Source organism: Truepera sp. (assembly GCA_032027045.1).
Classification (GTDB): domain Bacteria; phylum Deinococcota; class Deinococci; order Deinococcales; family Trueperaceae; genus JAAYYF01.
Genome location: JAVSMU010000001.1, coordinates 129493 through 155675, shown reverse-complemented (window position 1 = coordinate 155675; position 26183 = coordinate 129493). Strand labels below are relative to the sequence as shown.

The 26183-nt window shown below is 65.5% G+C and carries 24 protein-coding genes; 15 read left to right on the top strand and 9 right to left on the bottom strand.

What is annotated here, in order from left to right:
* The first annotated feature begins 58 nt into the window (after positions 1 to 58).
* From ROY82_00645 to ROY82_00635, 3 genes are all read left to right on the top strand, one after another.
* Positions 59 to 499: a nucleotidyl transferase AbiEii/AbiGii toxin family protein gene (locus ROY82_00645; GenBank protein ID MDT3680971.1), complete on the top strand. Its 441-nt coding sequence runs from the start codon at positions 59 to 61 to the stop codon at positions 497 to 499.
* A gap of 100 nt (positions 500 to 599) precedes the next feature.
* Positions 600 to 1817, top strand: a complete 1218-nt coding sequence (locus ROY82_00640; GenBank protein MDT3680970.1) for an IS256 family transposase — start codon at positions 600 to 602, stop codon at positions 1815 to 1817.
* A gap of 147 nt (positions 1818 to 1964) precedes the next feature.
* On the top strand, positions 1965 to 2231 hold the full coding sequence (locus tag ROY82_00635; GenBank protein MDT3680969.1) for a hypothetical protein: 267 nt from the start codon (positions 1965 to 1967) through the stop codon (positions 2229 to 2231).
* A gap of 167 nt (positions 2232 to 2398) precedes the next feature.
* Here ROY82_00635 and ROY82_00630 read toward each other — a convergent pair whose 3' ends face one another.
* The gene (locus tag ROY82_00630) at positions 2399 to 2941 is read right to left on the bottom strand and encodes an ester cyclase (protein ID MDT3680968.1); all 543 of its coding nucleotides are present in this window, start codon (positions 2939 to 2941) and stop codon (positions 2399 to 2401) included.
* A 118-nt stretch (positions 2942 to 3059) separates the two neighbouring features.
* On the opposite strand from ROY82_00630, the gene ROY82_00625 reads away from it, so the two are divergent.
* Positions 3060 to 6092: a BTAD domain-containing putative transcriptional regulator gene (locus tag ROY82_00625; GenBank protein ID MDT3680967.1), complete on the top strand. Its 3033-nt coding sequence runs from the start codon at positions 3060 to 3062 to the stop codon at positions 6090 to 6092.
* Between the two features lie 21 nt (positions 6093 to 6113).
* On the opposite strand, the gene ROY82_00620 is transcribed toward ROY82_00625, so the two are convergent.
* Complete coding sequence (locus ROY82_00620; protein MDT3680966.1) at positions 6114 to 7031, bottom strand: ester cyclase; 918 nt, start codon at positions 7029 to 7031, stop codon at positions 6114 to 6116.
* 372 nt (positions 7032 to 7403) lie between these two features.
* Here ROY82_00620 and ROY82_00615 point away from each other — a divergent pair, with 372 nt between their 5' ends.
* The 4 genes from ROY82_00615 to ROY82_00600 are packed head-to-tail and all read left to right on the top strand — an operon-like array spanning position 7404 to position 13595.
* Positions 7404 to 10385 (top strand): BTAD domain-containing putative transcriptional regulator, encoded by a 2982-nt coding sequence (locus ROY82_00615; protein ID MDT3680965.1) that lies wholly within the window; start codon positions 7404 to 7406, stop codon positions 10383 to 10385.
* Positions 10386 to 10436: 51 nt separating this feature from the next.
* The gene (locus ROY82_00610) at positions 10437 to 10607 is read left to right on the top strand and encodes a hypothetical protein (GenBank protein ID MDT3680964.1); all 171 of its coding nucleotides are present in this window, start codon (positions 10437 to 10439) and stop codon (positions 10605 to 10607) included.
* An 11-nt stretch (positions 10608 to 10618) separates the two neighbouring features.
* Positions 10619 to 11572: a hypothetical protein gene (locus tag ROY82_00605; protein MDT3680963.1), complete on the top strand. Its 954-nt coding sequence runs from the start codon at positions 10619 to 10621 to the stop codon at positions 11570 to 11572.
* Positions 11559 to 13595 carry a DUF11 domain-containing protein gene (locus ROY82_00600; GenBank protein ID MDT3680962.1) on the top strand — a complete coding sequence of 679 codons (2037 nt, stop codon included), beginning with the start codon at positions 11559 to 11561 and terminating at the stop codon, positions 13593 to 13595. Before ROY82_00605 ends, ROY82_00600 begins: the two co-directional genes overlap by 14 nt.
* Positions 13596 to 13625: 30 nt before the next feature.
* Here the strand turns inward: ROY82_00600 and ROY82_00595 are convergent, their stop codons facing one another.
* From ROY82_00595 to ROY82_00585, 3 genes are all read right to left on the bottom strand, one after another.
* Positions 13626 to 14012, bottom strand: a complete 387-nt coding sequence (locus ROY82_00595) for a type II toxin-antitoxin system VapC family toxin (GenBank protein MDT3680961.1) — start codon at positions 14010 to 14012, stop codon at positions 13626 to 13628.
* Positions 14009 to 14236 carry a type II toxin-antitoxin system Phd/YefM family antitoxin gene (locus ROY82_00590; GenBank protein ID MDT3680960.1) on the bottom strand — a complete coding sequence of 76 codons (228 nt, stop codon included), beginning with the start codon at positions 14234 to 14236 and terminating at the stop codon, positions 14009 to 14011. The genes ROY82_00595 and ROY82_00590 overlap by 4 nt, the downstream gene beginning before the upstream one ends.
* A gap of 163 nt (positions 14237 to 14399) precedes the next feature.
* On the bottom strand, positions 14400 to 14771 hold the full coding sequence (locus ROY82_00585) for a VOC family protein (protein ID MDT3680959.1): 372 nt from the start codon (positions 14769 to 14771) through the stop codon (positions 14400 to 14402).
* Positions 14772 to 14843: 72 nt separating this feature from the next.
* Between ROY82_00585 and ROY82_00580 the strand changes: the two genes are divergently transcribed.
* The 5 genes from ROY82_00580 to ROY82_00560 all read left to right on the top strand — a co-directional run bounded on the left by ROY82_00580 (position 14844) and on the right by ROY82_00560 (position 19165).
* Entirely contained in the window at positions 14844 to 15404 is a 561-nt protein-coding gene (locus ROY82_00580; GenBank protein ID MDT3680958.1) for a DinB family protein, read from the top strand.
* Positions 15405 to 15524: 120 nt separating this feature from the next.
* Positions 15525 to 15956 (top strand): antitoxin Xre-like helix-turn-helix domain-containing protein, encoded by a 432-nt coding sequence (locus ROY82_00575; GenBank protein ID MDT3680957.1) that lies wholly within the window; start codon positions 15525 to 15527, stop codon positions 15954 to 15956.
* Positions 15953 to 16402, top strand: coding sequence for an RES family NAD+ phosphorylase (locus tag ROY82_00570; GenBank protein MDT3680956.1), 450 nt, complete (start codon positions 15953 to 15955; stop codon positions 16400 to 16402). The genes ROY82_00575 and ROY82_00570 overlap by 4 nt, the downstream gene beginning before the upstream one ends.
* 324 nt (positions 16403 to 16726) lie before the next feature.
* Positions 16727 to 18196, top strand: a complete 1470-nt coding sequence (locus ROY82_00565; GenBank protein MDT3680955.1) for a peptidase S10 — start codon at positions 16727 to 16729, stop codon at positions 18194 to 18196.
* A gap of 165 nt (positions 18197 to 18361) precedes the next feature.
* Positions 18362 to 19165, top strand: coding sequence for an isocitrate lyase/phosphoenolpyruvate mutase family protein (locus tag ROY82_00560; protein ID MDT3680954.1), 804 nt, complete (start codon positions 18362 to 18364; stop codon positions 19163 to 19165).
* Between the two features lie 37 nt (positions 19166 to 19202).
* Here the strand turns inward: ROY82_00560 and ROY82_00555 are convergent, their stop codons facing one another.
* Positions 19203 to 20507, bottom strand: coding sequence for an MFS transporter (locus ROY82_00555; GenBank protein MDT3680953.1), 1305 nt, complete (start codon positions 20505 to 20507; stop codon positions 19203 to 19205).
* Positions 20508 to 20537: 30 nt separating this feature from the next.
* On the opposite strand from ROY82_00555, the gene ROY82_00550 reads away from it, so the two are divergent.
* Both ROY82_00550 and ROY82_00545 read left to right on the top strand, forming a co-directional pair.
* A complete protein-coding gene (locus ROY82_00550; protein ID MDT3680952.1) occupies positions 20538 to 21230 on the top strand; it encodes a helix-turn-helix domain-containing protein in 693 nt (230 codons plus the stop codon).
* On the top strand, positions 21223 to 21762 hold the full coding sequence (locus tag ROY82_00545) for a HigA family addiction module antitoxin (GenBank protein MDT3680951.1): 540 nt from the start codon (positions 21223 to 21225) through the stop codon (positions 21760 to 21762). The genes ROY82_00550 and ROY82_00545 overlap by 8 nt, the downstream gene beginning before the upstream one ends.
* Before the next feature lie 445 nt (positions 21763 to 22207).
* Here ROY82_00545 and ROY82_00540 read toward each other — a convergent pair whose 3' ends face one another.
* From ROY82_00540 to ROY82_00530, 3 genes are all read right to left on the bottom strand, one after another.
* Positions 22208 to 23425, bottom strand: coding sequence for an IS256 family transposase (locus ROY82_00540; protein ID MDT3680950.1), 1218 nt, complete (start codon positions 23423 to 23425; stop codon positions 22208 to 22210).
* A 249-nt stretch (positions 23426 to 23674) separates the two neighbouring features.
* The gene (locus tag ROY82_00535; GenBank protein ID MDT3680949.1) at positions 23675 to 24922 is read right to left on the bottom strand and encodes a hypothetical protein; all 1248 of its coding nucleotides are present in this window, start codon (positions 24920 to 24922) and stop codon (positions 23675 to 23677) included.
* Positions 24923 to 24975: 53 nt separating this feature from the next.
* Complete coding sequence (locus ROY82_00530) at positions 24976 to 26178, bottom strand: VWA-like domain-containing protein (protein ID MDT3680948.1); 1203 nt, start codon at positions 26176 to 26178, stop codon at positions 24976 to 24978.
* Positions 26179 to 26183: the final 5 nt, after the last annotated feature.

Sequence of the window (26183 nt, the reverse complement as noted above, 5' to 3'; positions counted from 1 at the left end):
AGACGTTCGCCCTCAAATGCGGCACCGGGATAAACCTGTTCCCAGAAACATGCCGCGGTTGTCGGTGGACATCGATCTCGTATACCTGCCTATCCAGCCGCGAGAGGTGACGCTCGCCAGCATCGGCTCGGCGCTTGAGCGGCTTGCTCTAAGCATCGAGGCACGGATTCCTGGCGCCGTAGTTAGGCCTTCGTTGTCTGGAGGAGACGACCTCCGCCTGGAGATCCGGGCCGGCAGGGTTGCCATCAAAGTCGACACATCGCCGGTCTTCCGCGGCACGGTCCACCCGCCAGTCGTGCGGAGGACGACGCCAGAAGTAGAGCGTGCGTTCGGGTTCGCCGAGATGAACGTGGTGGCTTTCGAAGACCTATACGCCGGAAAGTTAGTTGCGGCACTTGATCGTCAGCATCCAAGGGACCTATACGACGTCCAACTTCTGTACGACAACGAGGGCGTCACCGATACCCTGTTTCGCACCTTCTTGGACCGCGCCCCGTAAGCTCTGTAAATTAGGTGGCTCTGCGAATTTGTCGTGAGAGAAAGGAGCCATCGCTCCTCCAGAATGGGAAGTGCGAACTACCCCTGGAACGGAGTGAACGATGACTCAACTGAAGGATAGTGTTTTGACGACGCGTTTGCGTGAGGCGCTGGTGGATCAACCCGATTTCTTGCGTGACATCGTGCAATCGACGCTGCAGCGGTTGTTGGAGGAGGAGATCACCCTGCACCTGAACGCTGACCCGCATGAGCGGACCGAGGGGCGGCGCGGTTACCGTAACGGTTACCGTCCTCGGCAGCTCAAGACGCGCGTGGGCACGCTTTCACTGCTGGTGCCGATGGACCGGGAGGGCACCTTCAAGACGGAGCTGTTCGACCGGTACCAGCGCAGCGAGAAGGCGTTGGTGCTGTCGCTGATGGAGATGTACCTGGAGGGCGTGTCGACGCGGAAGGTGAAGGACGTCACCGAGGTGTTGTGCGGCACCAGCTTCAGCAAGAGCACCGTGAGCCGCTTGGCGGGCCAGCTCGACGCTGACTTGGCGGCGTGGCGCGAGCGGCGCTTGGACGCCTGCTCCTATCCGTACCTGGTGGTTGATGCGCGCTACGAGCACGTGCGGGTGGATGGGCGGGTGGTGAGCCAGGGCGTGCTGGTGGTCAAAGGCGTGCGGAGTGACGGGCAACGGGAGCTGCTGGCCGTGGACGTGGCCGACTCGGAGTCGGAGGCGACCTACGACGGCCTCTTCCGGCGTCTGAAGGAGCGCGGCCTGAGCGGTGTGCAGCTCGTGACGAGCGATGATCACAAGGGCCTGGTGGCCGCCATCCAGCGGCACTTCCAGGGCGCCAGTTGGCAGCGTTGCCAGGTGCACTTCCTGAGGAACGCGCGTGGCAAGGTAGCTCGGAAGCATCAGGCGGCGCTCACGGCTGACCTGAAGGCGATCTTCGCGGCGTCCGACCAGGAGTGGGCGTTTTCTCTCGCCAAGGAGGTGGTGGAGCGCTGGAGTGCCTCGCATCCGGCGGTGGCGGAATGGATCGAGGTCGGCATCGAGGCGACGCTGGCGTGCTTCTCGTTCCCTGAGCCTCATCGGCGGCGCATCCGCTCGACGAACGGCCTGGAGCGTTTCAACCAGGAACTGAAGCGAAGAACGAGGGTGGTTCGCATCTTCCCGAACCGCGAGGCTTGCCTGCGCCTCATCACCGCCATGTGCGTGGAGCAAAGCGAGGAGTGGCTATCGGGCCGGAAGTACCTGGACATGGAACTGCTCGAGGTTAACTCCGCCGCATCGTCGACCACTGGTGAGGAGGTGAGCTTGGCAGCCTAGCGATGACTGGCCCTGGAGGGATTTACAGACAATTCGGGACTTGACTCCTTCTTGGTCTACTTGGCCTCCTCCAGCAGGCCGCCACACGAGCTATTGAACCCCAACAGGGTCGAGATTGAAGCTGCCTACCGCAACGAGTTCGAGGGCATGACCGTCGAACCACTAGACCTCGATGAACTGATTGCTACACGAGAACGGCTCTTCGCCAACATGCGCGAACTGCTGGACGACAGCGTCAAGAGCTTCCTGCTCTCCCTTCACGACACAGACCCCGACTTTAGTGCCATCGGGTTCCCGGAGGCCATAGCGCTACCGGCTGTCCAGTGGAAGTTACAGAACCTGCGTAGGCTTCGTGACATAGACGCGGACAAGCACAGTCGGCATAAGCGCGCCATCGAGGAACTGTTCGAGTAGACCCTGCCTACTCGTAACGTCAGCGGCGGCGTTGGGGGCGTGGACCCGCCAGTCGTCCTCGGTCCACGCCCCTGCAAAGCCGAACACCACCGCCGTCCTGCCGATCACCCTGCCCAACACTCCGCGCCCCCCGGGCCCCTACGAGCGTCGAGCCCGCCGGCAGACCCCTACTCGATGACCCCAAGCTGCCTCAACAGGGTAGTGGAGTCGTAGTACAGGTGCCCCCACACGATCTCGCCGTTCTCGATCAAGTAGGCGGTCATGAACGGGAACTCGACGGTCCTGCCGGTGGCCGGGATGTTACCCAGCGGTCCGGTGTGGGTGCCGTAGAAGATCGACTCCTGCATCGCGTATTTCCCCTCGACGATCATGCTCTGCAGTTCGTAGCGTCCGTCTCCGAAGGCGCCGCCTAGAACGCGCCGATGAACGCCTTGATCGCGTCGCGGCCCTCGATGACCTGGTCTGGATGGGTCATGTCGATGAACGTGGCGTTCTCCGCGTAGTACTTGGTGTCGTGGTCCTTGGCGTAGGCCTCGAAGACCCTGCGCGTCTCGGCGGACGTAGCGGCGGCCGCCTCGGCGTCGGTTTGTTGCGCGAGTCCCGGACCGCTGATGGCGAGTGCTGCCAGTGTGAGTAGCGTCATCCGTAACCGTGCCATGTCGTCCTCCTACGCGGCTCGAGTTTGGGTCCGTGGGGCCGCGGTGAGTCAAGTTAGTTAGAGGGGCGTGACGCCGGCGTGATGCGCCGTGCGGTGCCCCGCCCGTAGCGGTGGTGGCAAGCTCCGGACGGCGCCCGCTTTGCAAGACGTGCCTCGTCTACACTCTGAGCATGGCAATAGTGGTCCGCCTGCTCGGGCCGCCGAGCATACGGGACGGCGCCCAGTGGCGCGACGTTCCGCTCGACAAGCGCCTTGGACTGCTCACCCATCTCGCTTGCGCCGAGGGCTGGGTCAGCCGCGAACGGCTGTCGTTCCTCTTCTGGCCGGACACGCACAGCTCTCAGGCGCGCGTCAACTTGCGCCAACTCCTGGCGAGGACCAAGGCCCTGCCGTTCGACATTCCGGTCGACGCCGACGACAAGCGCCTGCGCTGGACGGTGGAGAGTGACGTCAAGGCGTTCAGGTACGCACTCTCTCGAGAGGACTGGCGCTCGGCGCTGGACCACTACGGCGGTGACCTCGCCGAGGGGCTGGTGCTCGACGAGGCCAGCGAGTTCGCGAACTGGCTCGAGTTCGAGCGCTCACAGTTGCGCGAGTCACAGCGGCACGCAGCGCTGCAGCAGGCAGTCAAGGCGGAATCGGCGGGTCGGCCAAACGAGGCCGCGGGCCTCTACGAGCGCTTGCTGACGCAGGATCCGCTCGACGAGGACGTGCTGCAACTGTTGCTGCGGCTGCTGGTGAAGTCGGGAGCGGTCGACGATGCGCGCAGGAGACTGCAGGTCTTCGCCACGCGCCTGCAGGCCGAACTCGGGTTCGCGCCTTCTGCAGCCACCGAACGCCTCGTGAGCCATGAGCGTGTCCAGTTGGGATTGGAGGAACCAGAACCGCCGGTCGGTGTTGGTGAGAACGACAGGGGGCGGACGTTGTCTGCCCCGCTCACTTCGTTCGTAGGCCGCCAGGCGGAACTGGCGGAAACCATCCAACGGATCACCTCCGAGCAGTGTCGGCTGCTCACCTTGGTGGGTCCGGGCGGCGTGGGCAAGACCAGACTGGCACTACGTGCCGCCGAGTCGCTGTCGTCGAGCTTCAAAGATGGCCACGTGGCCGTTGCCCTGGCCCCCCTCGACTCGCCAGACGCCTTCCCGTTCCGGCTGGCAGCGGCACTAGGCGTGGAGTTGCGCAGGCAACGCCCGCCACTGGACCAGCTGATCGACTACCTGAAAGAGCGCGAACTTCTACTCGTGCTGGACAACTTCGAGCACCTCACGGCTGCGGCGCCCCTCGTCCATGAGCTACTCAGCAACTGCCCCAGGCTCAAGGTGATGATCACCTCGCGCGAGCGGCTCAGGCTGCAAGCGGAGTGGCTGTTGCCCGTGGCGGGGCTACCGACCCCACCCGCACCGACGGCCGCCAACGGACAGCCGGAAGCGTTGGAGGACCCGCTTGCCTACGACGCGCTCAGGCTGCTTCACGAGCGGGCTCGCCAGGTCGAACCCGGCTTCACCATCACGCCGGCGTCGTATCCGGCTGCGGTGAGAGTCTGCCGGTTCCTCGAAGGGTTGCCGTTGGGTATAGAACTAGCCGCCGGTTGGCTTCGGATGATGAGCTTGCAGGAGGTGCTCGCGGCCCTCGAGACGAGCCTCGACTCGTTGCCGAGCGCCGCGGTGGATACGGAGCAGCGCCACCGCACGCTGCGCGTTGCCTTCGAGCACTCCTGGGAACTCCTGAGCGAGGCCGAGCAGCGCGCTTTCAGCCACCTGGCGGTGTTCCACGGCAGCTTCGACAGGGCAGGTGCGCGCGGAGTCACCGGAATTTCGTTGCCGCTGCTGACGGCTCTCGTCGACAAGTCGCTCCTACGCCTGACGGCCGACCACCGCTACGATCGACACCCGCTGATACAGCGCTTCATGCACGAGCAGTTGGACAAAACCCCCGACGAGGCTCGCAGCCTGCGGAGCGCGCACGCGCGCTACTACGTAAAGATGCTGGGCAGTTGGAGCAGCCGTCTGCATGGGCCGCAGCAACCTCAGATGCTTGCTCAGTTCGCCCCGGACTACGAGAACCTGAAGGCCGCTTGGCTCGAGGCGATCGAGTGCGGTTGGGTAGCCGAGTGCTTGAACGGCTGCGACCCACTGGTGCTATTCCACGGCATCCAAGGCAGGTTCACCGAGGGAGAACGGCTCTTCGCCGCCAGCATCGAGCGCTTCGCCGGTCGGGAAGGCAACTTCGAACATGGCGTCCAACTACTTGCCACGTTGAAGGCCAACCGGGCCTGGTTCATGGCCGGGCTTGGGCTCTTCGATGAAGCGGTGCTCGAGGCGCAAGCCTGTCTGGAACTGGTCTCTGGAATCAACGCGCATGCCGTCGAGCTGCGCGCCCTTATGACCCAAGGCTCGGTGGCCTCACGGCGCGGTGACGCGGCGGGAGCGAGGCGACTGTTGGAGGCGGCCCTGACGCTTGCCCAGTCGATCAACGACCAGTGGGCTTCGGCGCTGGCGGCGGGACAACTTGGGTTACTGGAGCTGAGGTCGGGGCGCTTGGACGAGGCAAGAGCCCTGTTCGACCTTGCACTGGCCACCAACGAGGCACTCGGTAACACCCCCGGCATCGTCAACGACCTCGACTATCTTGGGCGGTTGAGCCTCGAGGCTGGTGACGCCGCGGCAGCGGCAGCCCACTTCGAGCACGGACTCGAGCTGGCCGAAGGCGTTCTGTTCCGGCTGCGCGTCCCGTACCTGAAGACGCAGCTGGCCACGGCCAAACTGAAGCTTGGCGACCGCGAAGCCGCCGCCACGGCGGCTCGGGAGGCCAAGGCGGTCGCCGAAGAGCTGGGGCAGCGGGCGCTGCAGGCCGAGGCGTCGTTGATCCTGGGACAAGTGGAGCCGGAGGCCGGCGCGCGCCACGCTCATCTGTTAGCGGCGTTGCGCATCGCAGATCAACTGGGGGAAGTACCGATGACGCTGGCGGTGCTGGTCGAGTTGGCGCAACTCCCAGTTTTCGCGCCACGCGCGCAAGGCCTGTTGCGAATGGTCGAGGACCACCCGGCGGCAAGCCCAGCGCAACGCAAGCGGGCACGTGACTTACTGGCGGGCGATGAGTCGGTGACGCGCCCAACCGTAGCCTCGCGGCCGAGCGAGGAGCCGGGGCACGAAGTTCTCCCGAGCCTGGAGGAGGCCGTCCGGTTGCTGCTGCACTCCGCTTGATCAAGCGCAAGCGTCAACGCCTCAAAGATCGGCAAGGAACGATCGCCACTCGGGGCATTGAGGCTTGGACTTCTTCTCCCTGGATTGGCTCTCCTCGAGCTCCTGAGTCAAAGCCCACGTGTCGGCCTGGAGCCAACTCTCGGCGATCAGGCCCTTCTCGATGCGGCAGATGATGATCCCCGAGATCGAGAACTCCTTGCCGGTTGCCGGTATCCCCATGTACTCGCGGGTGTGGCGCTGTTTGGTGTGGAAGCGCACGACGACCTTGTCGCCTTCAGCGATGATCTCGTCCGCCAACAGGCTGTAACCCGGGAAGCCCGATTCGAAGGCGAAGATGCGCCCGGCCAGCACCGGATCGCTTGCGAAGCGCTCGATGAGCTCGAGGGTTTTCTCCTGGTTATTAAGAGCAGAGAGGTAACGCAGGATGAGCGACCGGTTCGCCTCGCGGTCCTCGTTGATGCCCGCACCGTCATGACCGTCGAAGCTGTTGCCGGCCCGATCGGTCTTGGAGCGGTGCGCACGAGCGCGGTGCGCGTCGGCTGGGTGCTGCTCCCCCACGGCGATCACCTGGCCGAGCACATCTGATTCGTACCAGAACTCGGTGACTCGTCCGCCCGCCAGTCGGCAGATGGCGATGGCCTCCACCCTCTCCGGCCTGGCCTCGTCGCGCCCGGCCTCATCGGTGGGCCGCGACGCCACAGCCGTCGTCCCGAAATCGGTGAAGAACCTTATAGCCACCAGGTCCCGCTCGGCGACCAGGTCAACGGGGCTTATCTGGAAGCCCGGGTACCTGGCCTCGTACGACGCGGCCTTGTTCTTCAGGGCAGGTGAGCTGGTGAGGCGTTCCAGGATCTCGTCCGTCTTGCCTTCGTTGTTGAGGGCGTCGATGAAGCGCAGGATGACCGCCTTATTGCTAGCTCCCGCATCTTGTTGGGGCATGGCCGGGCGTGTCACAGTGCACCCCCCAACTCACCCGCGTAAAGATCCACGTCCTCGACGGCCCTCCTGGTTACGGTGAGTGTTCCGACCGTGATGCCGGGAGTACCTGTCGACCTTGCGACGAAAGCTCTTCTCATGACGCTTCCTCCCTCCGCCTTGCCCGTGCTCGGGGTTGGGCGAGGTTAGGTGGGCTGCCGTGATGGAGGCGTGATGCGGCCCGGTTCCCGGGCACGGTACTCAGGCGTGATTCTCAGCCAGGGTACTCAGGCGTGGTTCTCGGGCGCGGTACTCAGGCGCGGTACTCGGGCGCGGTACTCGGGCGCGGTACTCGGGCGCGGTTCTCAGGCGTACTTCCCGTAACATGAACTTCGGATGTCAACTCGCTTGTCGCTGTTAGGTGGCGCGGTCATCGGTGATCACGCCACGGGCGAAGCCCTACCGGCAGACCGCCGCGGTTGCCTGCTCGCTCATCTGGCTGTCGAGGGCGGCTGGGTAGAGCGCGACCGGCTGGCCCTGCTGTTCTGGCCAGACTCGGACGAGAGTGGCGCCAAACGAAACCTGCGCCAGTTGCTGCTGCGCGCCAGGCGGCTGGCACCCGACGACCCGCCGCTCGACGTTTCGCCCGACGCCATCAGATGGCGGGTCGCGTCCGATGTGGGTGAGTTCCGCTACGCCCTGGCCAACGGCAACGCTGAGGAGGCCCTCGCCGTCTACCGCGGGCGGTTCCTCCACGGTTTCGCCGTGCCCGACGCCGGCGGCGTAAATGCGTGGATAGAGGGCGAACGTGAGAGCCTCCACGCGGCTTATCACGAGGTGTGTTTGCGCACGGCCAGAGCGGCCACGGCAGGCGGCCGCTACGGCGCGGCGTCGCAGCACCTGGCCAAGCTGCTCTCCTTCGACCCCTTGGCCGAGGAGGTAGTGACGGCCTACATGCAGGCGCTTTACCTCGACGGGCGCCGCGACGCTGCCCTTCACACCTATGAGCGCTTCGCGGACTACCTGGACGTCGAACTCGGCCTCGCGCCACTGGAGGCGACCTCCGCCCTGGTGGAGCGGATCAAGCGCGGCGAACCCCTGGCACTGGCAGAGGTTCCCCGAGTCGGGGCCGGCGCTAGAGCGTGGCCACTACAGCCAACCAGGCTGGTGGGGCGCGACGAAGCCAGGAACGCACTGCTGAGCGCGACGGCCAACGTGGTGCTAGTCAAGGGAGAACCCGGCGTCGGCAAGAGCGCACTGCTCAACGAGTTGTTGCCTTGGCCACTCAAGTGTGAGGCGCACGAGGGCCTCGAGCACCTCCCCTACCACCCGTTGGCCGAGTTGGTTCGCAACCACACCGAGTTCGCCGCTGGGCTCGGCCCCTACCTCGAGGACTTAGCGCGCCTGGTGCCCGAGGTCGCCCCTGGACTAGTGCCCCCTCCGGTCGAGCCGGGCGCCGCCAGAGGTCGCCTGGTTCAGGCATTCTTCCGCTTCGTTGCCGCCGGCGGCGGCATCATCGTGGTGGATGACCTCCAGTGGGCCGATCCCGCCACCATCGAGACGCTCGTCTTCTGCGCCGGTCACGGGACACGCGTTTACGGTAGCTACCGCACCGGTGAGGTGGGAAGCGACCTCGCGGGGGCCATCGCCGCCCTGCGAAACGGCGGCGGCCTGGTGGAGGTGAGCGTGGAGCCGCTCTCCGCCGCCGGAGTACAGGCGCTCATCGGTGACCTGATGCAGCGCCCTGCCGGCCCGCCGGTCTTCTCGCATCTGCTGTGGGAACGGACCGGCGGCAACCCGATGTTCGTCCTCGAGACCGTCCGCTCGCTCTTCGAGACCGGGGTGCTGCGCGCGGACGCGAGCGGCTGGCACACCGACGTCGACGACATCACGGTCGACTACTCGGAGTTGGAGGTGCCGGCGGCGGTGACCGAGGTCATCCAACGCCGGCTCGACCGGCTTTCTGGTCCAACGATCACGGTTCTGGAGGTGCTGGCGCTAGCTCGGAGTCGCCTGGGTACGAGCCAGGTGGCGCTCATCACTGGCCTGACTCCCGCAGCCGTGGCGGACGCCATCGACGAAGCTGGTGATGCCGGGTTCCTGGCCGGCGGTGGGTTCAGGCACGACCTGCTGCGCCAAACGTTGGACCAGAGAGTCGAGCCGGCTAAGCGCGAACTGCTGCACGCGCTGATGGCCGAAGCGCTCAGCGACACCGTTGACGTGGGGGTGGTGGCCGAGCACTGGCACGCAGCCGGTGAGCGGGAGAAGGCGGCGGCGGCCTGGCTCGAAAAAGCCAACGCCATGCGGGCGCGGGGCATGCACGAGGATGCCGTCTCGGTACTGGAGGCGGCCATTTCCCGGCTGGCACCGGGCGAGACCGTCGACGGGTTGCGCCTGGCGCTGGTCGATACCTTACGTGAGTCAGGCAGGTCGGACGACGCCCTCGCGTTACTCGAAGCCGTCGAGGCTGCCGCGCACCAATCGCCCGCACTCCGGCTCAGGGCCGCGCTGGCACGCGGATGGCTGACCCTGAACCGCGGTTCTGTAGGCGCCACCGCGGCGATCCAGGCCGAGGCGATCAGCTTGGCCGCTGTGGTCGACGATCCCGAGTTGCGCCTCGACCTCCTGATGCAGCGCGCAGCCGTGGCGAAGGAGTTGCAGAGGACCGACGAAGCGATCCACCTGCTCGAACCTGCCGCGGCTGAGTTGCGCACGCGCCGGCCGAGCCTGCGCCTGGTCCAGTTCCTCACCAGTCTGGCCGCCTTGCACGACGACCGGGGTCAGCACGACCTGGCACTCCCACTCCACCTCGAGGCTCTCGACTTGGCGAGGGCTCTGGGATCTCGCTACCACCAGGTCGAAGCAACCATCAACCTTCTCTATTGCCTCGCCGACCTCGGCCGCCACGACGAAGCAGTCACCTACGCCGAGCGCGCGCTCGAACTCGGCGATTACGACAACGTACCGATACTCCGAGTGAACCTGGCCGTGAACCACTTCCAGGCTGGTCGCTTCGAGGAGGCGCTGCGCCACTATGACGTCCTCACCCTGCAGCAGGACCAGCCGCATCTCCGGCTCATCGCGCTCGCTCGTAGCGCCGAGTGCCAGGCGGCCCTCGGGCGGGCGGCCGAGGTCGGTGGCCTGCTGGACGAGGCCCTCGCATTGCTCTTCTCTACCGACTACGTGGTCGCCCACGGGGCGGTAGCGATAGCAGTGGTGCTGCTGGGTGACGAGCATCACTTGGCCCGGCTGTGGGAGGCGCTGTCACCGCCCTACCTCGAGACGTTGCCGCAGTACATGCGCGAGCGCCTCGACTCCGCCATGGTGGCTCGAGCCGGGCGCACGGGCCGACCCGATGACGGAGGGAGGCCCAGCTAGACCGACCTGGGCGTAACGGGGGCATAACGCCAGGCTTGCCATAGTCCGAGCATGCCGCGCCCAAGTCAGACGATCAGCGTGATCGTCCGCGTCGTGAGTGAACACGACCGCCAACGCATCGTGCTGCTCGACCTGCGTAGCCAGAAAGTGCAGGAGTTCGATTCGTGGGAAGCGGCCCTGAAGTACTTACGCGAGGTTTCGGTGAGGCGGGAGTTGCGATGAAGGAGGGTTTCATGCAGAGGTCGGCCACGAAGTTGGCGTTAGCGTGTTGTGTGGTACTCGGACTGGCGGGACAGGCCGGTGCCCAGGACTTCACGGGAACGTTCGTCACGACCGTTACGACGGGCGCCGTGGCCGTCGAGCTGACCATGGCAGGCGACAAGCTCACTGGCAACATTCGGGTGCCGGGCATGGAGCTCGCCTTGGAGGGCTACGTCGTGGACGGTGTAGGCGTCGGTTATGCGAGTAGTGCCAGCGGAACGCTGATGTTCGAGGCCTACCTCCAAGGCGACACACTTGGCCTCTACGTCTTCGAGATGGACGCGGCCGGGACGCCGCTGCTGGAAACCGCCATCGAGCTCATACTTGACAGGACTTCTGCCGCGAGTCCAAACATGCAGGCCGGGGTCGGTGGGCCGCCGGCCCCTCGCGCAACCGGCGCTGTCGCCGCCGCGCCCAGCGAGGTTCTGGCGACCGGCGCCTACGCCACCCTCACGCGTGACAACGCCCTGGCCTTCATCGAGGCCCTCGAGTTCGTCCTAGGGGAGATAGGCTACGCCTACAGCTTCACCGACGCCGAGAGGAGTCAGATGCTCGAAGCCATAGCCGCGAGCTACCCGGCCGCCGATCAGGTGGACCAGGTCGTCATGGCGCAGTCGCGGGAGATCTGGAAGCGCGTAAGGGTCAACTGGCCGGCTGCAAGCCAGGCGGAACAGCGCGAGTTCGCGCTCGGCGTGCTCATCATCGCGTTTGGCGAGGAGACCGTCAGGTCGTGGGTCGGCCGGGACGGTGGCGGCGGGCAGGCGCTGGGGCAGGGCGGGGCGTGCACTTCGTTCGAGGACTGCACCAGCGGCCTCGTCGACGAGCAGACGTGGAGCGACACCAACAACGCTCAAGGCTGCTGGGCCGCCGCCGGCTGCTCGGGCTTCGACGCAGCGACGGGGAGCTTCGACTATGACGGTTACTGACGTTCGGGTAGCTGACGTCGGCAAGAAAAGCCGCCTGCGTCGCCTGGCGCAGGACCGCGCCGGCCGTCTCTCGGGCGGCAACCTGATGATTACTGCGGCTGTCTTGGCGGGCATCTTGGCTAGCACTGCACTAGCAGCGACCCCTACGGTTACAACGACCGCCACCGACCTCGACTTCACCGCCTACGACTTGCTGGTCAACGACAATGGTGCGTATCCGGCAGGCGCGGTGCGAGCCACCGGCAACCCGATGAACGACTTCCCCATCACCGTGATGGCGCCGGACTCCGCCGACCTCGCCCTCTCGAAGAACGGGCCCAGCTCGGTGCTGACGGGAGACCCGATCAGCTATACGCTGGTCGTAGCCAACCAAGGGCCCGACACCGCCACCAACGTCAGGGTGGACGACGCCCTGCCCGACGGCGTAGTGTTCGAGTCGGCTTCCAGCGGCTGCAGCGAGAACAGCGCGATAGTGACCTGCACCGTCGGCACGCTGGCCAACGGCGAGAGCGTCACCTGGGATATCAACGTCACGGCGCCCGCCCAAGTGGGATCACTGACGAACAAGGCAGCCGTCAGCAGCGACACCCTCGACCCCAACGAGGGCAACGACCTAGCTACTGCTGCGACCAGCGTGATTCCACCCACCGCCGACCTCGCCATATCGAAGACCGGGCCAAGCACGGTAACGCAAGGAGACCCGATCAGTTACACGCTGGTGGTTGTAAACCACGGGCCCGACACCGCCACCAACATTATGGTGGAAGATGCCCTACCAGGCGGCGTGACATTCGGATCGGCAAGCAGCGGCTGCAGCGACGACAACGGGATAGTGACCTGCACCGCCGGCACGCTGGCCAACGGCGAGAGCGTCACCTGGGAGATAAACGTCACGGTGCCCGCCCAAGTGGGGCAACTGACGAACAGGGCAACGGTCACGAGCGACACCTTCGACCCTGATGAAGCGAATAACCAGTCTACCGCTACCACCAGCGTGATCCTGGCCACCGCCGACCTCGCCGTCTCGAAGAACGGGCCCAGCTCAGTGCTGACGGGTGGCCCAATCAGTTACACGCTGGTCGTTGCCAACCACGGCCCCTCCACCGCCACTGACGTGACGATGGATGACACCCTGCCAGGTGGCGTGACATTCGGATCGGCAAGCAGCGGCTGCACTCAAAACAACGCGGTCGTGACCTGCACCGCCGGCACTCTGGCCAACGGCGAGAGCGTCACCTGGGATATCAACGTCACGGCGCCCGCCCAAGAGGGACCACTGACGAACACGGCAACCGTCAGCAGCGACACCCCCGACCCCAACGAGACCAACAACCAAGCCTCCGCAACAACCGCCGTTTCGAAAGCCGCCCCGGTTACCCCACCAGATCTTGCCATCACGCCTCACCCCGCCGCCAGCACCACGGACAAGGTCCAGCGCGGTGCGACCGACGTGGTGGCCTTGGGCCTGACAGCCACCTCCGGCACCACGGAGGCCGTAGCTATCAGCGGGCTGCGCGTGGAGGTCGATAGCGTGGCTGTAGCGAACGGAATCGCCAGAGTCGCACTTCACTCTGACGCCGACGGTGACGGCAACCTCGATCCTGGGAGTACCCCGTTGGCGAGCGGCGCCTTCGCGCCGGGCTCGACCACGGCAGCGCTGGCGCTTGGCGAAGGAGCCACTGTTGCGGCCGGCGGCAGCGCTCACTACCTGCTTGTCGTCGATCTTGACGGGGCCGTCGCCGGCTCGGCACTCGGTCCCCGAGGCGCCGCGCCCGCAACAGGCTGGTTGGCCCTTGCCGGCCTACTGATCCCTCCGCTTCTCTTCGTCCGGCGCCGGAAGTCACGTCTGGTCCTACTAGTGCTGGCTTGCCTGAGCCTGGTGGCGTGCCGTACGGCTGTTCCCCCCACTGCGAGCTTCCAGTTGACGCTCGAGCAGGTGGTGGCGCAGGGTGCGGATTCGGGCTTGGCGGCGACTGTCACCGGCCTGCCCATGAGTGGCGTGCTGATCGAGGTCAGCAAGTGACGCCGCGGCCATGTAGTCCGGGCTGGGCACCTACCAGAACGTTGCAACGTCATACTTACCCATCGCTCGATCGTTCGTTACGAGCGTCAGTCCCTCCACCTGGGCTTGACTAACGAGAAGGCGGTCGAACGGATCGGGGTGTACCGCAGGTAGCTGGAAATCGGAAAGCGCATGTCTCAACGTGATCGGAAGTACGCCGAACGCATGGAGCTGAAGCATGCGCGGCACGAACTCGGTAGGAGCTTCGGGTAGATCAAGGCGACCCAGCCTTGACTTGATGGCGATCTCCCAGCCGCTGACGGCGCTGAAATACACTTCATTGTCGCCATCACCTACGGCTGCCGTCACCTTCGTCGACAGCCGAGGATCGTTGGCGCACCACCACAAGAAGGCGTGCGTATCGAGCAATAGCCTCATTCGAAGTGCCGGCGGAAGTCGATCGGAAGCTCATCGAAGAAGCTGTCGGGCACCGTCATCCCCTCGGCGCCGCCGGGAACGCGTGCCCGCATGGGCGGTAGTGGACTCAGTTTCGCCACAGGCTCGCCAGCCTTGGCGATGATCACGTCCTCACCCAGCGCGACCCTCTCCAGCAACTTAGACAAGTGGGTCTTGGCCTCGTGAATGTTCACGGTCTTCGTCATGGTGGCACTATAGACTAAGCAATGGACTAAGTCTACGTGGTGGGTCAGTGGCGTCAAGCCCGGCAGCGAGGCGGCCATTGCAGACCCTTAGGGTGCGCATTGCCTTGGCCGGCTCAGTTTTCACCTCACGTGACCTCAAGCGACCTCACGCGAACTTCGAAGCCTAGAAGTCACCCTCGGCTTCGTCACCCGCGGCTATCACACAGAAGCGGTTGCCGTCCGGGTCGGCCAGCACCACGAAGTCGGCATCCTCTGGATAGCGCCAATCGACGCGCGTTGCACCGAGGCCGATCAGCCTCTCGACTTCGGCGACCTGGTCTTTGGCGTACAGGTCGAGGTGGTGGCGCTGATGGGACGCCGCGTCTGACGTGACCACCTGGACGGCCATCTGGACGCCGCTGCCGTTCCTCGGCACCAGGAGTGCCCAGTCGTCATCGGGGGGTCGCTTCGGCACGTAGTCGAGCGCGGCCATCCAGAATCGAATAGCTTGTTCGTACCGCTTTACACCCCAGACGATGGTCGCAAGCTTGAGCATGGTGCATTATGGACCATTAGCGTTTTGCCCGCTCCAGCCGACGCCGCGAGAGGAACACCTATGAGCGAACCAATGAACGAGCGTTACGTTCACACCATGGGGGCATACCCCGGTGCCATTCCCCAGGTGGGCGTGTGGCTCTGGGCGATGCAGGAAGCGCGCCGCAACCTCCTCACGACACTCGGCAGGATAGAGCGAGCCGGTTTCGGTCAGGAGTTCATCGATTGGCGCGGAGCCGACGGGAACGATAACTCGGTGGGCACGTTGCTTTATCACATCGCCGGGGTGGAGTTGGGCTGGCTCTACGTCGATATCCTCGGCGGCGCCTTGCCAGACGATTGGAGCACGCTGTTCCCGTTCGACGATCGGACGGACGAAGGTTCGCTGAGGCACATACCAGGCGTGGCGCTCGAGGATCACGTCGCCAAGCTGGCCGAATCGCGGAGGCGGTTCCTTGACATAGTCAGCGCGATGTCAGAAGAGCAGTGGAACGAACTGAGGTCGCCGCCGGGAGAGAACCACGGCATCACGATGGCGTGGACGGTTTACCACCTGCTGGAGCACGAGGCAGGCCACACGTATCAGATCCGCAGGATCGTGAGGAAGTGGTTGGAGGGGTCAGAAACGGACTGAAGCTGCCGGCGGTACGTCTAATGCTCTGCAAACTTCGGCCTGTTCGATGAGGTCGTCGTACGCGAGCGGCTGCTCACGCTGCTTGCTCGTGCCGCCACATGAGCATGTTACAATCTCCATATGGAAACGCCGGTATTCCAGCCGGAGGGCGAGGCGTTCGCGCTGCTGGGCGTGGACGCACCTGGACAGCGTCAAGCCATCGACGCGCTCCTGGCGGGCCTACCAAGCACCGGTTGGCAACGGGTCGCCGCAGCATTACAGCTCTCCGACCAGCAACTGGCGAACGCGGTCAGCATCAGCATCTCCACCCTCACTCGCCGGAAGAAGGAAGGTGTCTTCACCCCGGAGGAGAGCGACCGACTGTTGCGGCTCGCGGCCCTGGCAGCCAAGGCCGGGACGGTCTTCACTTCAGTCGAGCGTGTACACGCTTGGTTCACCAGGCCGAATCAGCAGCTAGGTGGCGAGAGCCCCCTCGCCTACTCCAGAACATCAGTGGGGGCCGCCGAAGTGAACCGGCTCCTAGAACGCATCCTGGACGGCGCTCCCGCGTGATCACGGCCTGGCGCCTGGTCAGCCAGGCGCGAGCGGGCAGTGCGTTCGATGGCGAAGGTAGTTACCAAACGGGCAACCGCTGGAACCATCCCGGAACGCGTGTGGTTTACCTAGCGGCGACCACCAGCCTCGCGGCACTCGAGGTCCTGGTTCACGCCGGCTCACCCGACCATCTCACACCATTCCAAGCCTTCCGAGTGCAGATTCCGGAAGAGCTGATTCTGGAGTTGCCTAGCCTCCCTGAAGGGTGGCGCCAGAGCCCAGCTCCGCCTGGCACGCAGGATGCTGGGAGCAGGTGGGTGGCGTCAGGCGCTAGCACGGTTCTGCGGGTGCCGAGCGTGATCGTGCCCTGGGAGTTCAACTACTTGGTCTCCGTCAACCACCCTGGAATCGGGCGCCTGAGCATCGGCGAGCCGGTGCCGTTCGAGTTCGACCGGCGACTGTAGGGCGCGAGTACGGCGCTGACGCGCCACCCTCAGAATCGGGCGCAAGTTCTAGCGCCCGGGAGTCTGGGAGGATAGGCCGAACTGCATCCAGCCGGTCTCCTGGTCGAATGCCAGGGAAGCCCTCGCGCCGACCACCGGTAACCGGTCTGCTCGTCATGCACCGATTGGAGAACGGACTGCAAATCGGCGCAAAGGTCGTTCATGAGCGGCCTGAGCCATAATCTCGGGTTTGCCATGGCGGCCGCGCAAGACGAGAAGCCCCTCCACAACGGGCGAGGGTCACACCCCTGTTACCCTGTCGCAACGCACCCCCGGAGGCCCACCATGTCAACCGAACCAACTCCGCCCGAGCCGCCTAAGCTCATCCCCGACGAGCTCGTCACCACCGAGCACGAGGTCGTCATCGGTGGTGGGAGTGTGCGTTACCGCGCCACGTCGGGCCTGGTGTCGCTCAACCGCGAGGCCGTCGAGGACGGCGTGAGCAAGGGCGTGCGCACGGTGGCGCGGCTGTTCGTGACGGCGTACACGCGCCAGGACGTGGAGAACGCCGCCGAGCGGCCCATCACGTTCGCCTACAACGGCGGCCCGGGGTCCTCATCCGTCTGGCTGCACCTGGGCACTTTCGGTCCGCGCCGTGTGGTGATGGGGGAAGAGGGCGAGCCGCTGCCGGCGCCTTACCGGCTGGCCGACAACGAGTGGTCGCTCCTAGACGTCACGGACCTGGTGTTCATCGATCCGGTGAGTACCGGCTGGAGCCGGCCCGCCGAGGGCGGCAAGGCCAAGGATTTCCACGGTTACCAACAGGATCTCGAGAGCGTCGGGGACCTCATCAGGGAGTGGCTGGGGCGGGAGGGCCGGTGGCTGAGCCCCAAGTTCCTGGCCGGCGAGAGTTACGGCACCACGCGCTCCGCGGGCCTGTCGGGCTACCTGCAGAACCGCCACGGCATCTTCCTCGCGGGCATCATGCTGCTGTCATCGGTGCTGGACTTCTCCACGCTGCACTTCAACGTGGGCAACGACCTGCCGCCGCTCGTCTACCTCCCCTCGTACGCCGCCACGGCCTGGTACCACGGGCGCCTCCGCGCCGAGCTGCAGGCCAAGCCCCTGCTCGAGCTGCTGCGCGAGGTGGAGGAGTTCGCGCTCGAGCGCTACAGCCTTGCGCTCCTCAAGGGCGACCGCCTCGCCCCTGCCGAGCGCGCCGACATCGCTCGGCAAGTGGCGGCCTACACGGGCACCACGCCCGAGTTCGTGGAGCGCAACAACCTGCGCATCGCGCTGCCGCGCTTCACCAAGGAGCTGCTGCGCAGCGAGCGGCAGACGGTGGGGCGGCTCGACAGTCGCTACCTGGGCTTAGACCGTGACGCCGGCGGCGACGCGTTCGAGTACGACCCCAGTCTGCCCGCCATCCAGGAGCCGTTCACGGCGGCCTGGAACGCTTACGTGCGCACCGAGCTGGGTTTCCGCCTCACGCCCGACGTCACCTACGAGATCCTCACCAGCCTCTACAGCTCCTGGGACTACTCGGACTTTACCGGCAAGTACGTGAACGTGGCCGACACGTTGCGTCACGCCATGAGCGTCAACCGGCACTTGCGCGTGCACGTCGCCTCGGCCTACTACGACCTCGCCACGCCGTACTTCGCCACCGAGCACACCCTCAGCCACCTGGGGCTCGAGGAGGGGCTACGCGAGAACATCACTACGTCCACCTACGAGTCGGGGCACATGATGTACGTGCGGCTGGAGGACCTGGCGCGGTTGAAGGAGGCGTTGGCGACGTTCATCGAGGGGTGAATGCTCCGTTGTGGCGGCGAACGAGCCTGGGTGGATGTAACTCGTATCTCCCGCGTGACACAATTCGGCCATGAGTAGGAACCGTTGGAGCGGGAACCGCGTCGGAGTGCGTGAGCTTCGCAATCAGGCTGGCCGGGTGCTCGAGCGCGTCCTGGACCTCACAGCATGACCACCCGCCTGGACCTGCACGTCAGGAACGCCGAGCGCTTCAGGTCGCTTCACCACGACGCATTACCCCTGATCCTGCCGAACGCGTGGGACGCCGCCAGCGCCGCAACGCTCGTGGCAGGGGGCTTCGGCGCCATCGCCACCTCGAGCGGCGCCATCTCACGCAGCCTGGGCTATTCGGACGGCGAGGGCACGCCCGCGGACGAGATGTTCGCGGCCACGGCGCGCATCGTCGCTGGAGCTGCGGCCGAGCGCGGCGCCGGGTTGCCCCCGGTGCTGGTCACGGCGGACATCGAGACCGGTTACGGCCTGAGTGCCGCCGAGCTGGTCGCGCGGTTGGTCGAGGCCGGCGCCGTGGGTTGCAACCTCGAAGACAGCGACCCGCGCACCGGGAAGCTGATGAGCGCGTCAGAACAGGTGGACCGCATAAGGGCGGTGGTGCGCGCCGCGCATGAGGCAGGAACGGCTCTGGTGGTCAACGCCCGGGTCGACGTGCACGTGCGCCAAGACGGCCCCGAGCACTCGCGGCTCGAGCGCTCCATGGCGCGCGCCCGCCTCTACCTGGACGCGGGCGCCGACTGCGTCTTCCCCATCATGCTGAGTGACGACGCCGATATCGCGGCGTACGTGAAGGGCGTGCCCGGCCCGGTGAATATCATGGCGCGCGCTACCACGCCTAGCCTGCGCCGGCTGGCCGAGTTGGGCGTTGCACGCGTGACGTTCGGGAGCGGCCTGCACCGGGTGGCGTTGACGGCGCTGAAGGAGGCGGCCGAGCGCATAAGCAGGGGCGAGGGGCCATAGCAGCCAAGGGGCCGGATGGTGGGCTCGAGCGCCATGGCTAGCGGGAGTCACCACCTACGTAAGTGACCGCGGGCGCCTTGGCTCCCCGGATGAGGGGCACGTACAGGAGCGCCCCCAACGCCACCAGCCCCCCGCTCAACGTCCAGGCCAGCGAGATCGACGTGGCCTCTGCCAGGGGCCCCAGCGCCACGCTGCCGATGAACGCCCCGGCGAAGCCGACCAGCGACTGCACCGAGAGCATCGCGGAGCGGTGCGAACCGGGCACCTGCTGGTTGAAAAGCGCGGCGTGCGGCGACGACCAGGCCGACCGGGTTACATAGGTGAGCCAGAACAGGCCGGTGGCGGCCACCACGCCGCCCTGCGCGGCGAGGAACAGGAAGGTCAGGCCCTGCAGCAACTGGAACAGCCCGGCCACCAGGGCGTAGCGTTTCCCGAGCAGTCGGGAAACGGGGGTCGCGACGAGATTGCCGAGCATGCCCATCCCGAAGCAGCCCGCCAAGATGACGCCGAACAAGACCGTGTTGTCCGGGGTGGCGCCACCCAAGCGCTGCGCGAAGAACGGCTGCCATAGGTTCTCGGAAGCGGTCAGCGCCAAGCCGACGATGAGGTCGGCGCCCAACAGCAGGAGCAACACGCGGTTGCCACTGGTGAGGCGCGCGGCTCCCGCAACGATGGTGCGAAGCGAGCCGAAGCCACGGAGCACCGAGTCCATGAGCCGACCGGAGCCGGCTCCCATGGCAACGCGCTGGCGCGGCTCCTCCTTCACCACCAAGGCGGTGAGCACGAGGACGCCGAAGTTGGCCACCAGTGAGGCCACAAGAGTGATCGAGAGGGGCGTGAGCACGTTCGTCTCACCCTGCGGCAGGAAGGCGAAGAGTGCCGGCAGCGCGCTGCCCACCAGGGTGCCAAGCGCCAAGGCGGCGAGGTTCCAAGCGTTGGCGGTGGCCAGCGGCGGCTGCAGGTCGACCCCGGGCTCTTCGGCCTGCAACGCGTCGATGAACCAGGCCTCCAGCGCACCCGAGGCGAGCGCACGTGAGATCCCGAACAGCACGGCGTACAGCAGGAACATGGGGAATCCGAAGGCGAACAGGAACACAGCCTTGGCCAAGATTCCGGCGCCACCTGCCAACAGGTAGATGCGCTTGCGGCCGATGGCGTCGGCCATGGCGCCCGAAGGCAGCTCGAGCAGCACCACGGTGAGGGAGTAGAGTCCGAGGAAGTAGCCGATCTGTGCGAGGCTCATGCCCCGCGACTGGGCCAGCAACACCATCACCGCCATGGGCAGCACGTTGGCGAACCAGTTGAGGGAACTGACGAGGTAGAACGTCGGGCGCAGCTTCATGCCCGTATGCTCGGTGCTACCCTTAACTGAATGAAAGGGCCCGATTCAGGTAGGGCGCAAGACGGCGCCCGCTTCTTCACGGTGAGCGACCCCGAGCAGGCGCGCCTCCTCAGCGAGCCGCGCTTCCAGGCGGCGTTCCGGCCGTTCTTGGCCCGAGAGGCCAGCGCAAGCGCCGCGGCGGCCGAACTCGACCTCGACCTGAACGCCATGCTCTACCGCATAGGCGTGCTGCGCAAGGCCGGCCTACTGCGGGTCGTGCGCGAGGAGAAACGTCAGGGGCGGCCCATCAAGATCTACCGCTCGGTGCACGACGCCTACTTCATCCCGTACGAGGCCACGCCCTTCGCCGACCTGGAGGAACGCTTGTGGCAGCAGCAGCTTGCCGAGGCGCGCGAGCGCACGCACATCCAGGCGCGTCAGCTGCGCGCAGGGGGCGTCTACGGCCAAAGCATGTTCCGTGACGAGCATGGGGAGGCCTGGGTTCAGAGCTCGGCCAGCGCGGGACAGGACCTCGACTGGCTCGACCCGCGGCGGCCGGCAAGCATCGACTACTGGACGAACCTGGTCCTTACCGAGGCGGAGAGTCGCGAGCTGCAGCAACTGCTGTACGACGTGATGCAACGCTACATGCCCGCCAGCGCTCAGGGTGCGGCGAGTGGCCCTGCGCCGGCGGGAAAGAAGCGCTACCGGCTGAACGTGGCGTTCGTGCCACTGGATGAGTGACCTCACCAGCCCTCCCGGCAACCGGCTCGAGGCCCTGAAGGGTAAGCGTGAGGGGCGGCACAGTATCCGCGTCAACGACCAGTTCCGTATCGTCTTCCGGTGGGACGGCGGTAACGCCTACGAAGTCGAAGTGGTCGGCTATCACTTTATTCGGCGAGGAGGAGCCATGACCGACATGATGACGACCATGCGAGTTGCACCTTACGAGAGGGACCTTGCGCCGATTCACCCCGGGGAAGTTCTCAAGGAGGAGTTCCTCGAGCCGTACGGCTTGTCGCAATACGAGCTCGCCAGGCGCACCGGAATGCCCGCTCAGCGCATTGGGCAGATCGTGCACGGGAAGCGAAGCATTACGGCCGACACGGCGTGGCGGCTAGCGATGTTCTTCGACAACAGCCCTCGGTTCTGGCTGAACCTTCAGGCGCATTACGACCTCGAAGTCGCCGCCCAGGAGCATGGGGAAGAGCTGGTGAAGGCCGTTCCCAGCACCGTGAAGGATATCCGCCCCGGAAAGGTGCCGACGTCGGGCTGAGTTCTCCGAGGTGCCTAGACCACCGTTGGCCAGTAACTCGCGTCCGGCCGCTTCGTGAGAGCGCTCGCAACACCTCTCTGACGCGACGCCCCTGTTCCGGCTCTGCCTCGCGGTGCGGATAGATGAGCCCGTTGGTGGCGGGCATCTAGGTCATTCCTTCATTTCCCAGCGCTTGAAGCGTCGGTCTTCCTCGTCGAAGGTTTGGCGGCCGAGGCTGCAGCCTTCGGGGAAGGAACCGGTCTTGGCGATCTGGCCGGCGCGCTCTAGGAACGACTCGAGTGCCTGGCGAGCGGCAACGTGCGTTCTGCTCTCACCTCTCAGCGACTCGTCGATAGCGCGCAGCCCGACTTCGGCTTAAGAGACACCGAGTTCCTTCGCCCGCCTCTTGAGCGCCTTGTCAGTCAAGTCCCGAATTGTCTGTAAATCCCTCCAGGGCCAGTCATCGCTAGGCTGCCAAGCTCACCTCCTCACCAGTGGTCGACGATGCGGCGGAGTTAACCTCGAGCAGTTCCATGTCCAGGTACTTCCGGCCCGATAGCCACTCCTCGCTTTGCTCCACGCACATGGCGGTGATGAGGCGCAGGCAAGCCTCGCGGTTCGGGAAGATGCGAACCACCCTCGTTCTTCGCTTCAGTTCCTGGTTGAAACGCTCCAGGCCGTTCGTCGAGCGGATGCGCCGCCGATGAGGCTCAGGGAACGAGAAGCACGCCAGCGTCGCCTCGATGCCGACCTCGATCCATTCCGCCACCGCCGGATGCGAGGCACTCCAGCGCTCCACCACCTCCTTGGCGAGAGAAAACGCCCACTCCTGGTCGGACGCCGCGAAGATCGCCTTCAGGTCAGCCGTGAGCGCCGCCTGATGCTTCCGAGCTACCTTGCCACGCGCGTTCCTCAGGAAGTGCACCTGGCAACGCTGCCAACTGGCGCCCTGGAAGTGCCGCTGGATGGCGGCCACCAGGCCCTTGTGATCATCGCTCGTCACGAGCTGCACACCGCTCAGGCCGCGCTCCTTCAGACGCCGGAAGAGGCCGTCGTAGGTCGCCTCCGACTCCGAGTCGGCCACGTCCACGGCCAGCAGCTCCCGTTGCCCGTCACTCCGCACGCCTTTGACCACCAGCACGCCCTGGCTCACCACCCGCCCATCCACCCGCACGTGCTCGTAGCGCGCATCAACCACCAGGTACGGATAGGAGCAGGCGTCCAAGCGCCGCTCGCGCCACGCCGCCAAGTCAGCGTCGAGCTGGCCCGCCAAGCGGCTCACGGTGCTCTTGCTGAAGCTGGTGCCGCACAACACCTCGGTGACGTCCTTCACCTTCCGCGTCGACACGCCCTCCAGGTACATCTCCATCAGCGACAGCACCAACGCCTTCTCGCTGCGCTGGTACCGGTCGAACAGCTCCGTCTTGAAGGTGCCCTCCCGGTCCATCGGCACCAGCAGTGAAAGCGTGCCCACGCGCGTCTTGAGCTGCCGAGGACGGTAACCGTTACGGTAACCGCGCCGCCCCTCGGTCCGCTCATGCGGGTCAGCGTTCAGGTGCAGGGTGATCTCCTCCTCCAACAACCGCTGCAGCGTCGATTGCACGATGTCACGCAAGAAATCGGGTTGATCCACCAGCGCCTCACGCAAACGCGTCGTCAAAACACTATCCTTCAGTTGAGTCATCGTTCACTCCGTTCCAGGGGTAGTTCGCACTTCCCATTCTGGAGGAGCGATGGCTCCTTTCTCTCACGACAAATTCGCAGAGCCACCTAATTTACAGAGCTTACGGGGCGCGGTCGCCTTGTCCTGGCCCTGTCCTGAGCTTCCTCTAGGTAGAACTGATTACGGAGCATGCCTACATCATTTACGTTTGCGAGCATTACTAAGCAGGATCGCCAAACTAGGCGCCGACGGCTTCGCGGGACGGCCACGCTAGAAAACCGACGTCGCCTCCCCCACTGCCGCCCGCGCCACCCTCACGTCGGTATCCTCCGCCAGCCGCCTCTTGGTTGCCCTTGAGCTGTTCGGATGCGTGGCCACCGCCAAGCGCACGAAGGCGTCAGTGCTGTCGGCGAGAACCTCGAGCAGCGCCTCGTCCGCGTTCGACGAGGTAGCCAAGAGTAGCCGCTCCATGAAGTAGTGGTACGGCGCCATTACACGATCGAGCAGCTCGGGCCTGTTCCCCCGCGGATGACCCCTTTTCGATCTGGGGCGGTAGGCGTTGGCCGCTTTCGACACGCGCTGCCAGTCCGACTGCTTCAATTCGCCTATCGTCGCCGGTTGGAGATAGGGCCGCTGGAGAAGGGTTCCGCTCACTTTCGCGTCGTCCAAACCGGCCAGGAAAAGCTCCATCCGTTGCGTGAGGTTAGGGTTCGCGGCCAAGCCCTGCCAGATGCGAGGTTCGCCCCTGTCGAACAGCACACGTTGCTGTGCGGGGGTGAGCCGTGGGTTGGTGGCCAACTGATACACGACCAGCTCATCTGTCGACTCCAGGAGCCGAGCCACCAACTCCTCGGGCAGGTTCGGCCGAGCCGCGATTTGCTTGGATCCTCGCTCGCTCGGGAAGGCCGCGAGCAACCTCTCTCCCAACGCGGCCCCGTTGCGGGTGAGGGCCTCGCGCAGCGGCGCGTAACCCGGCCCGAGGTGCGGGTAGGCAAGCAGTCCATCCGGCGTCAAGGGGAAGTCGATGATCCACCTGAGCGCCACAAGGTCGTCGGGCCTATGCTTCAGGAGTGTCCGCGGCACGAATCCGTTGCGCAGGTCGGTCCTCTCGTAAAGCGAGTGCCCCTCGAACTCCCGGAAGTGCCCGACGACCGCTTTCCCGAGATAGTGCGCCGCCTCCCTGGGCTCTTCGGGACTGAGTTTCGCGTGGAAACGCAAGGCCTCGTTGCGGTCGGCGGCCGGATCGAAGGCGGACTCGAGGCGTTCTGCCTGCGGCTGCGTCAGGTTGGGGTTGGCGAGGAGGGCATCTGCCAGCTCGGCGCGTTTGCTCGACTCGAAACTGCCGATGGCCCCCCGGACGAGTGCCGCCGGAGCTTCCGGAAACCGAACCAGCTTAGCGAGGGTCTCGTAGCCAATCTCCTCGATCTGCCCCGGCTCAGCGACCAGCCTGAGGACGAACTCGGGGTCCGCCAGCAGCTCACGAGGGTTATTGCGGGCGCGCCAGGCTAGGTCACTCACCGCGCGCGGGGCTTCCGGTGATCAACGTTCCAGTCAAGAAGGTCTCCGGTCACTCATCGCTCCCACGGTCGCCCGAAAGCGTCTCCCGCCATCCGGACAACCCTCCCGAAGGGAAAATCTTCTGTCTTGAGGCCGCCCGGCGTGACCAGCCAGATGATCTCCTGGGCCGGTGTTTCGGTAGGGAAGGTCCCGTACCCGTCGGTGAGGTACACGAGCACGCCGTGCTCACCAACCGTAACCGCCTCCTTCACGTGGTCGAAGAAGGGCACGAAGCTGGTGCCGCCTCCGCCCCGCGGCCTGGGCAACTCGCTGAAGGACTCGATGTCGAAAGGACCGATCAAGGCGGCATCCACGAACGAGACGTGCGCCCTGACGTGAGGGAACGCCTCCACGATGCCCTTCAGCTCGGCCAGGAACGGCTCGACCCAGGGTACGCAACTGCCGCTCGTGTCTATGCCGACGTGAACATCGAGGTTCTCGCCCTCGAGCGCCTCCTCGTAGATTCCGCGGCCCACCAGGCGCTGATCGAACTCACCGAAGTCCGTCGGGTGGTAGACCGTGTACTCCCTGAGCAGGTCACGCCAGTCGACTTCCGCCTCGCCGACGTGCTTTACCAGCAACTCCGACCCCAGGGAGAGACGACCGTAGTTGTCGAAGGCCTTGTGCGCTTGAGCGGCACCGAGGACGGCGTCCTTCCAGTACCTGGCGAGAGCCTCGGCGTCGGCAAATTCGCCTTGAGAGCCGAGCGCCCGTCCGCCCTCGCTAGCGCCGGGATCGGCATCTTGTCCCTCGTCCGGCACCCGCGGCCTGAGGTCCCACCATTCCGGCGGCGGCGCACGCAATGGCTCCGGCAACATGTCGTAGACCTCCTCCACCCGCCTTCCGGCATAGCGCTCATCGAAGAGCAACCCTTCGGGCAGTTCGGCACCCTTGACCTCGAGCACCATCGGGTTCACCACGAAGTCGGCGGCCACGTTCCAGCGCAGCGGGTCACGCCGGCCCCTACGCGTCACGTGAGTGAACGCACAGTGCAGCACCTCATGCAGCAGCACGCCGCGCAGTTCGTTGGTCGAGAGGCGGCGGAACGCCCCGGGGTTGAAATAGATGACGCGTCCGTCGGTGGCGGCGATCGGAACGGTGTCGTCGGCCACGTACTCAGCGTGCAGCGCGAGGACGGCGAAGAAGGGCGCCTCGGCCCTGAGACGCATGATCGCTCCACTGATGCGACTGCGGATCTCGCTTGCCTCGCCGCTCACACTCA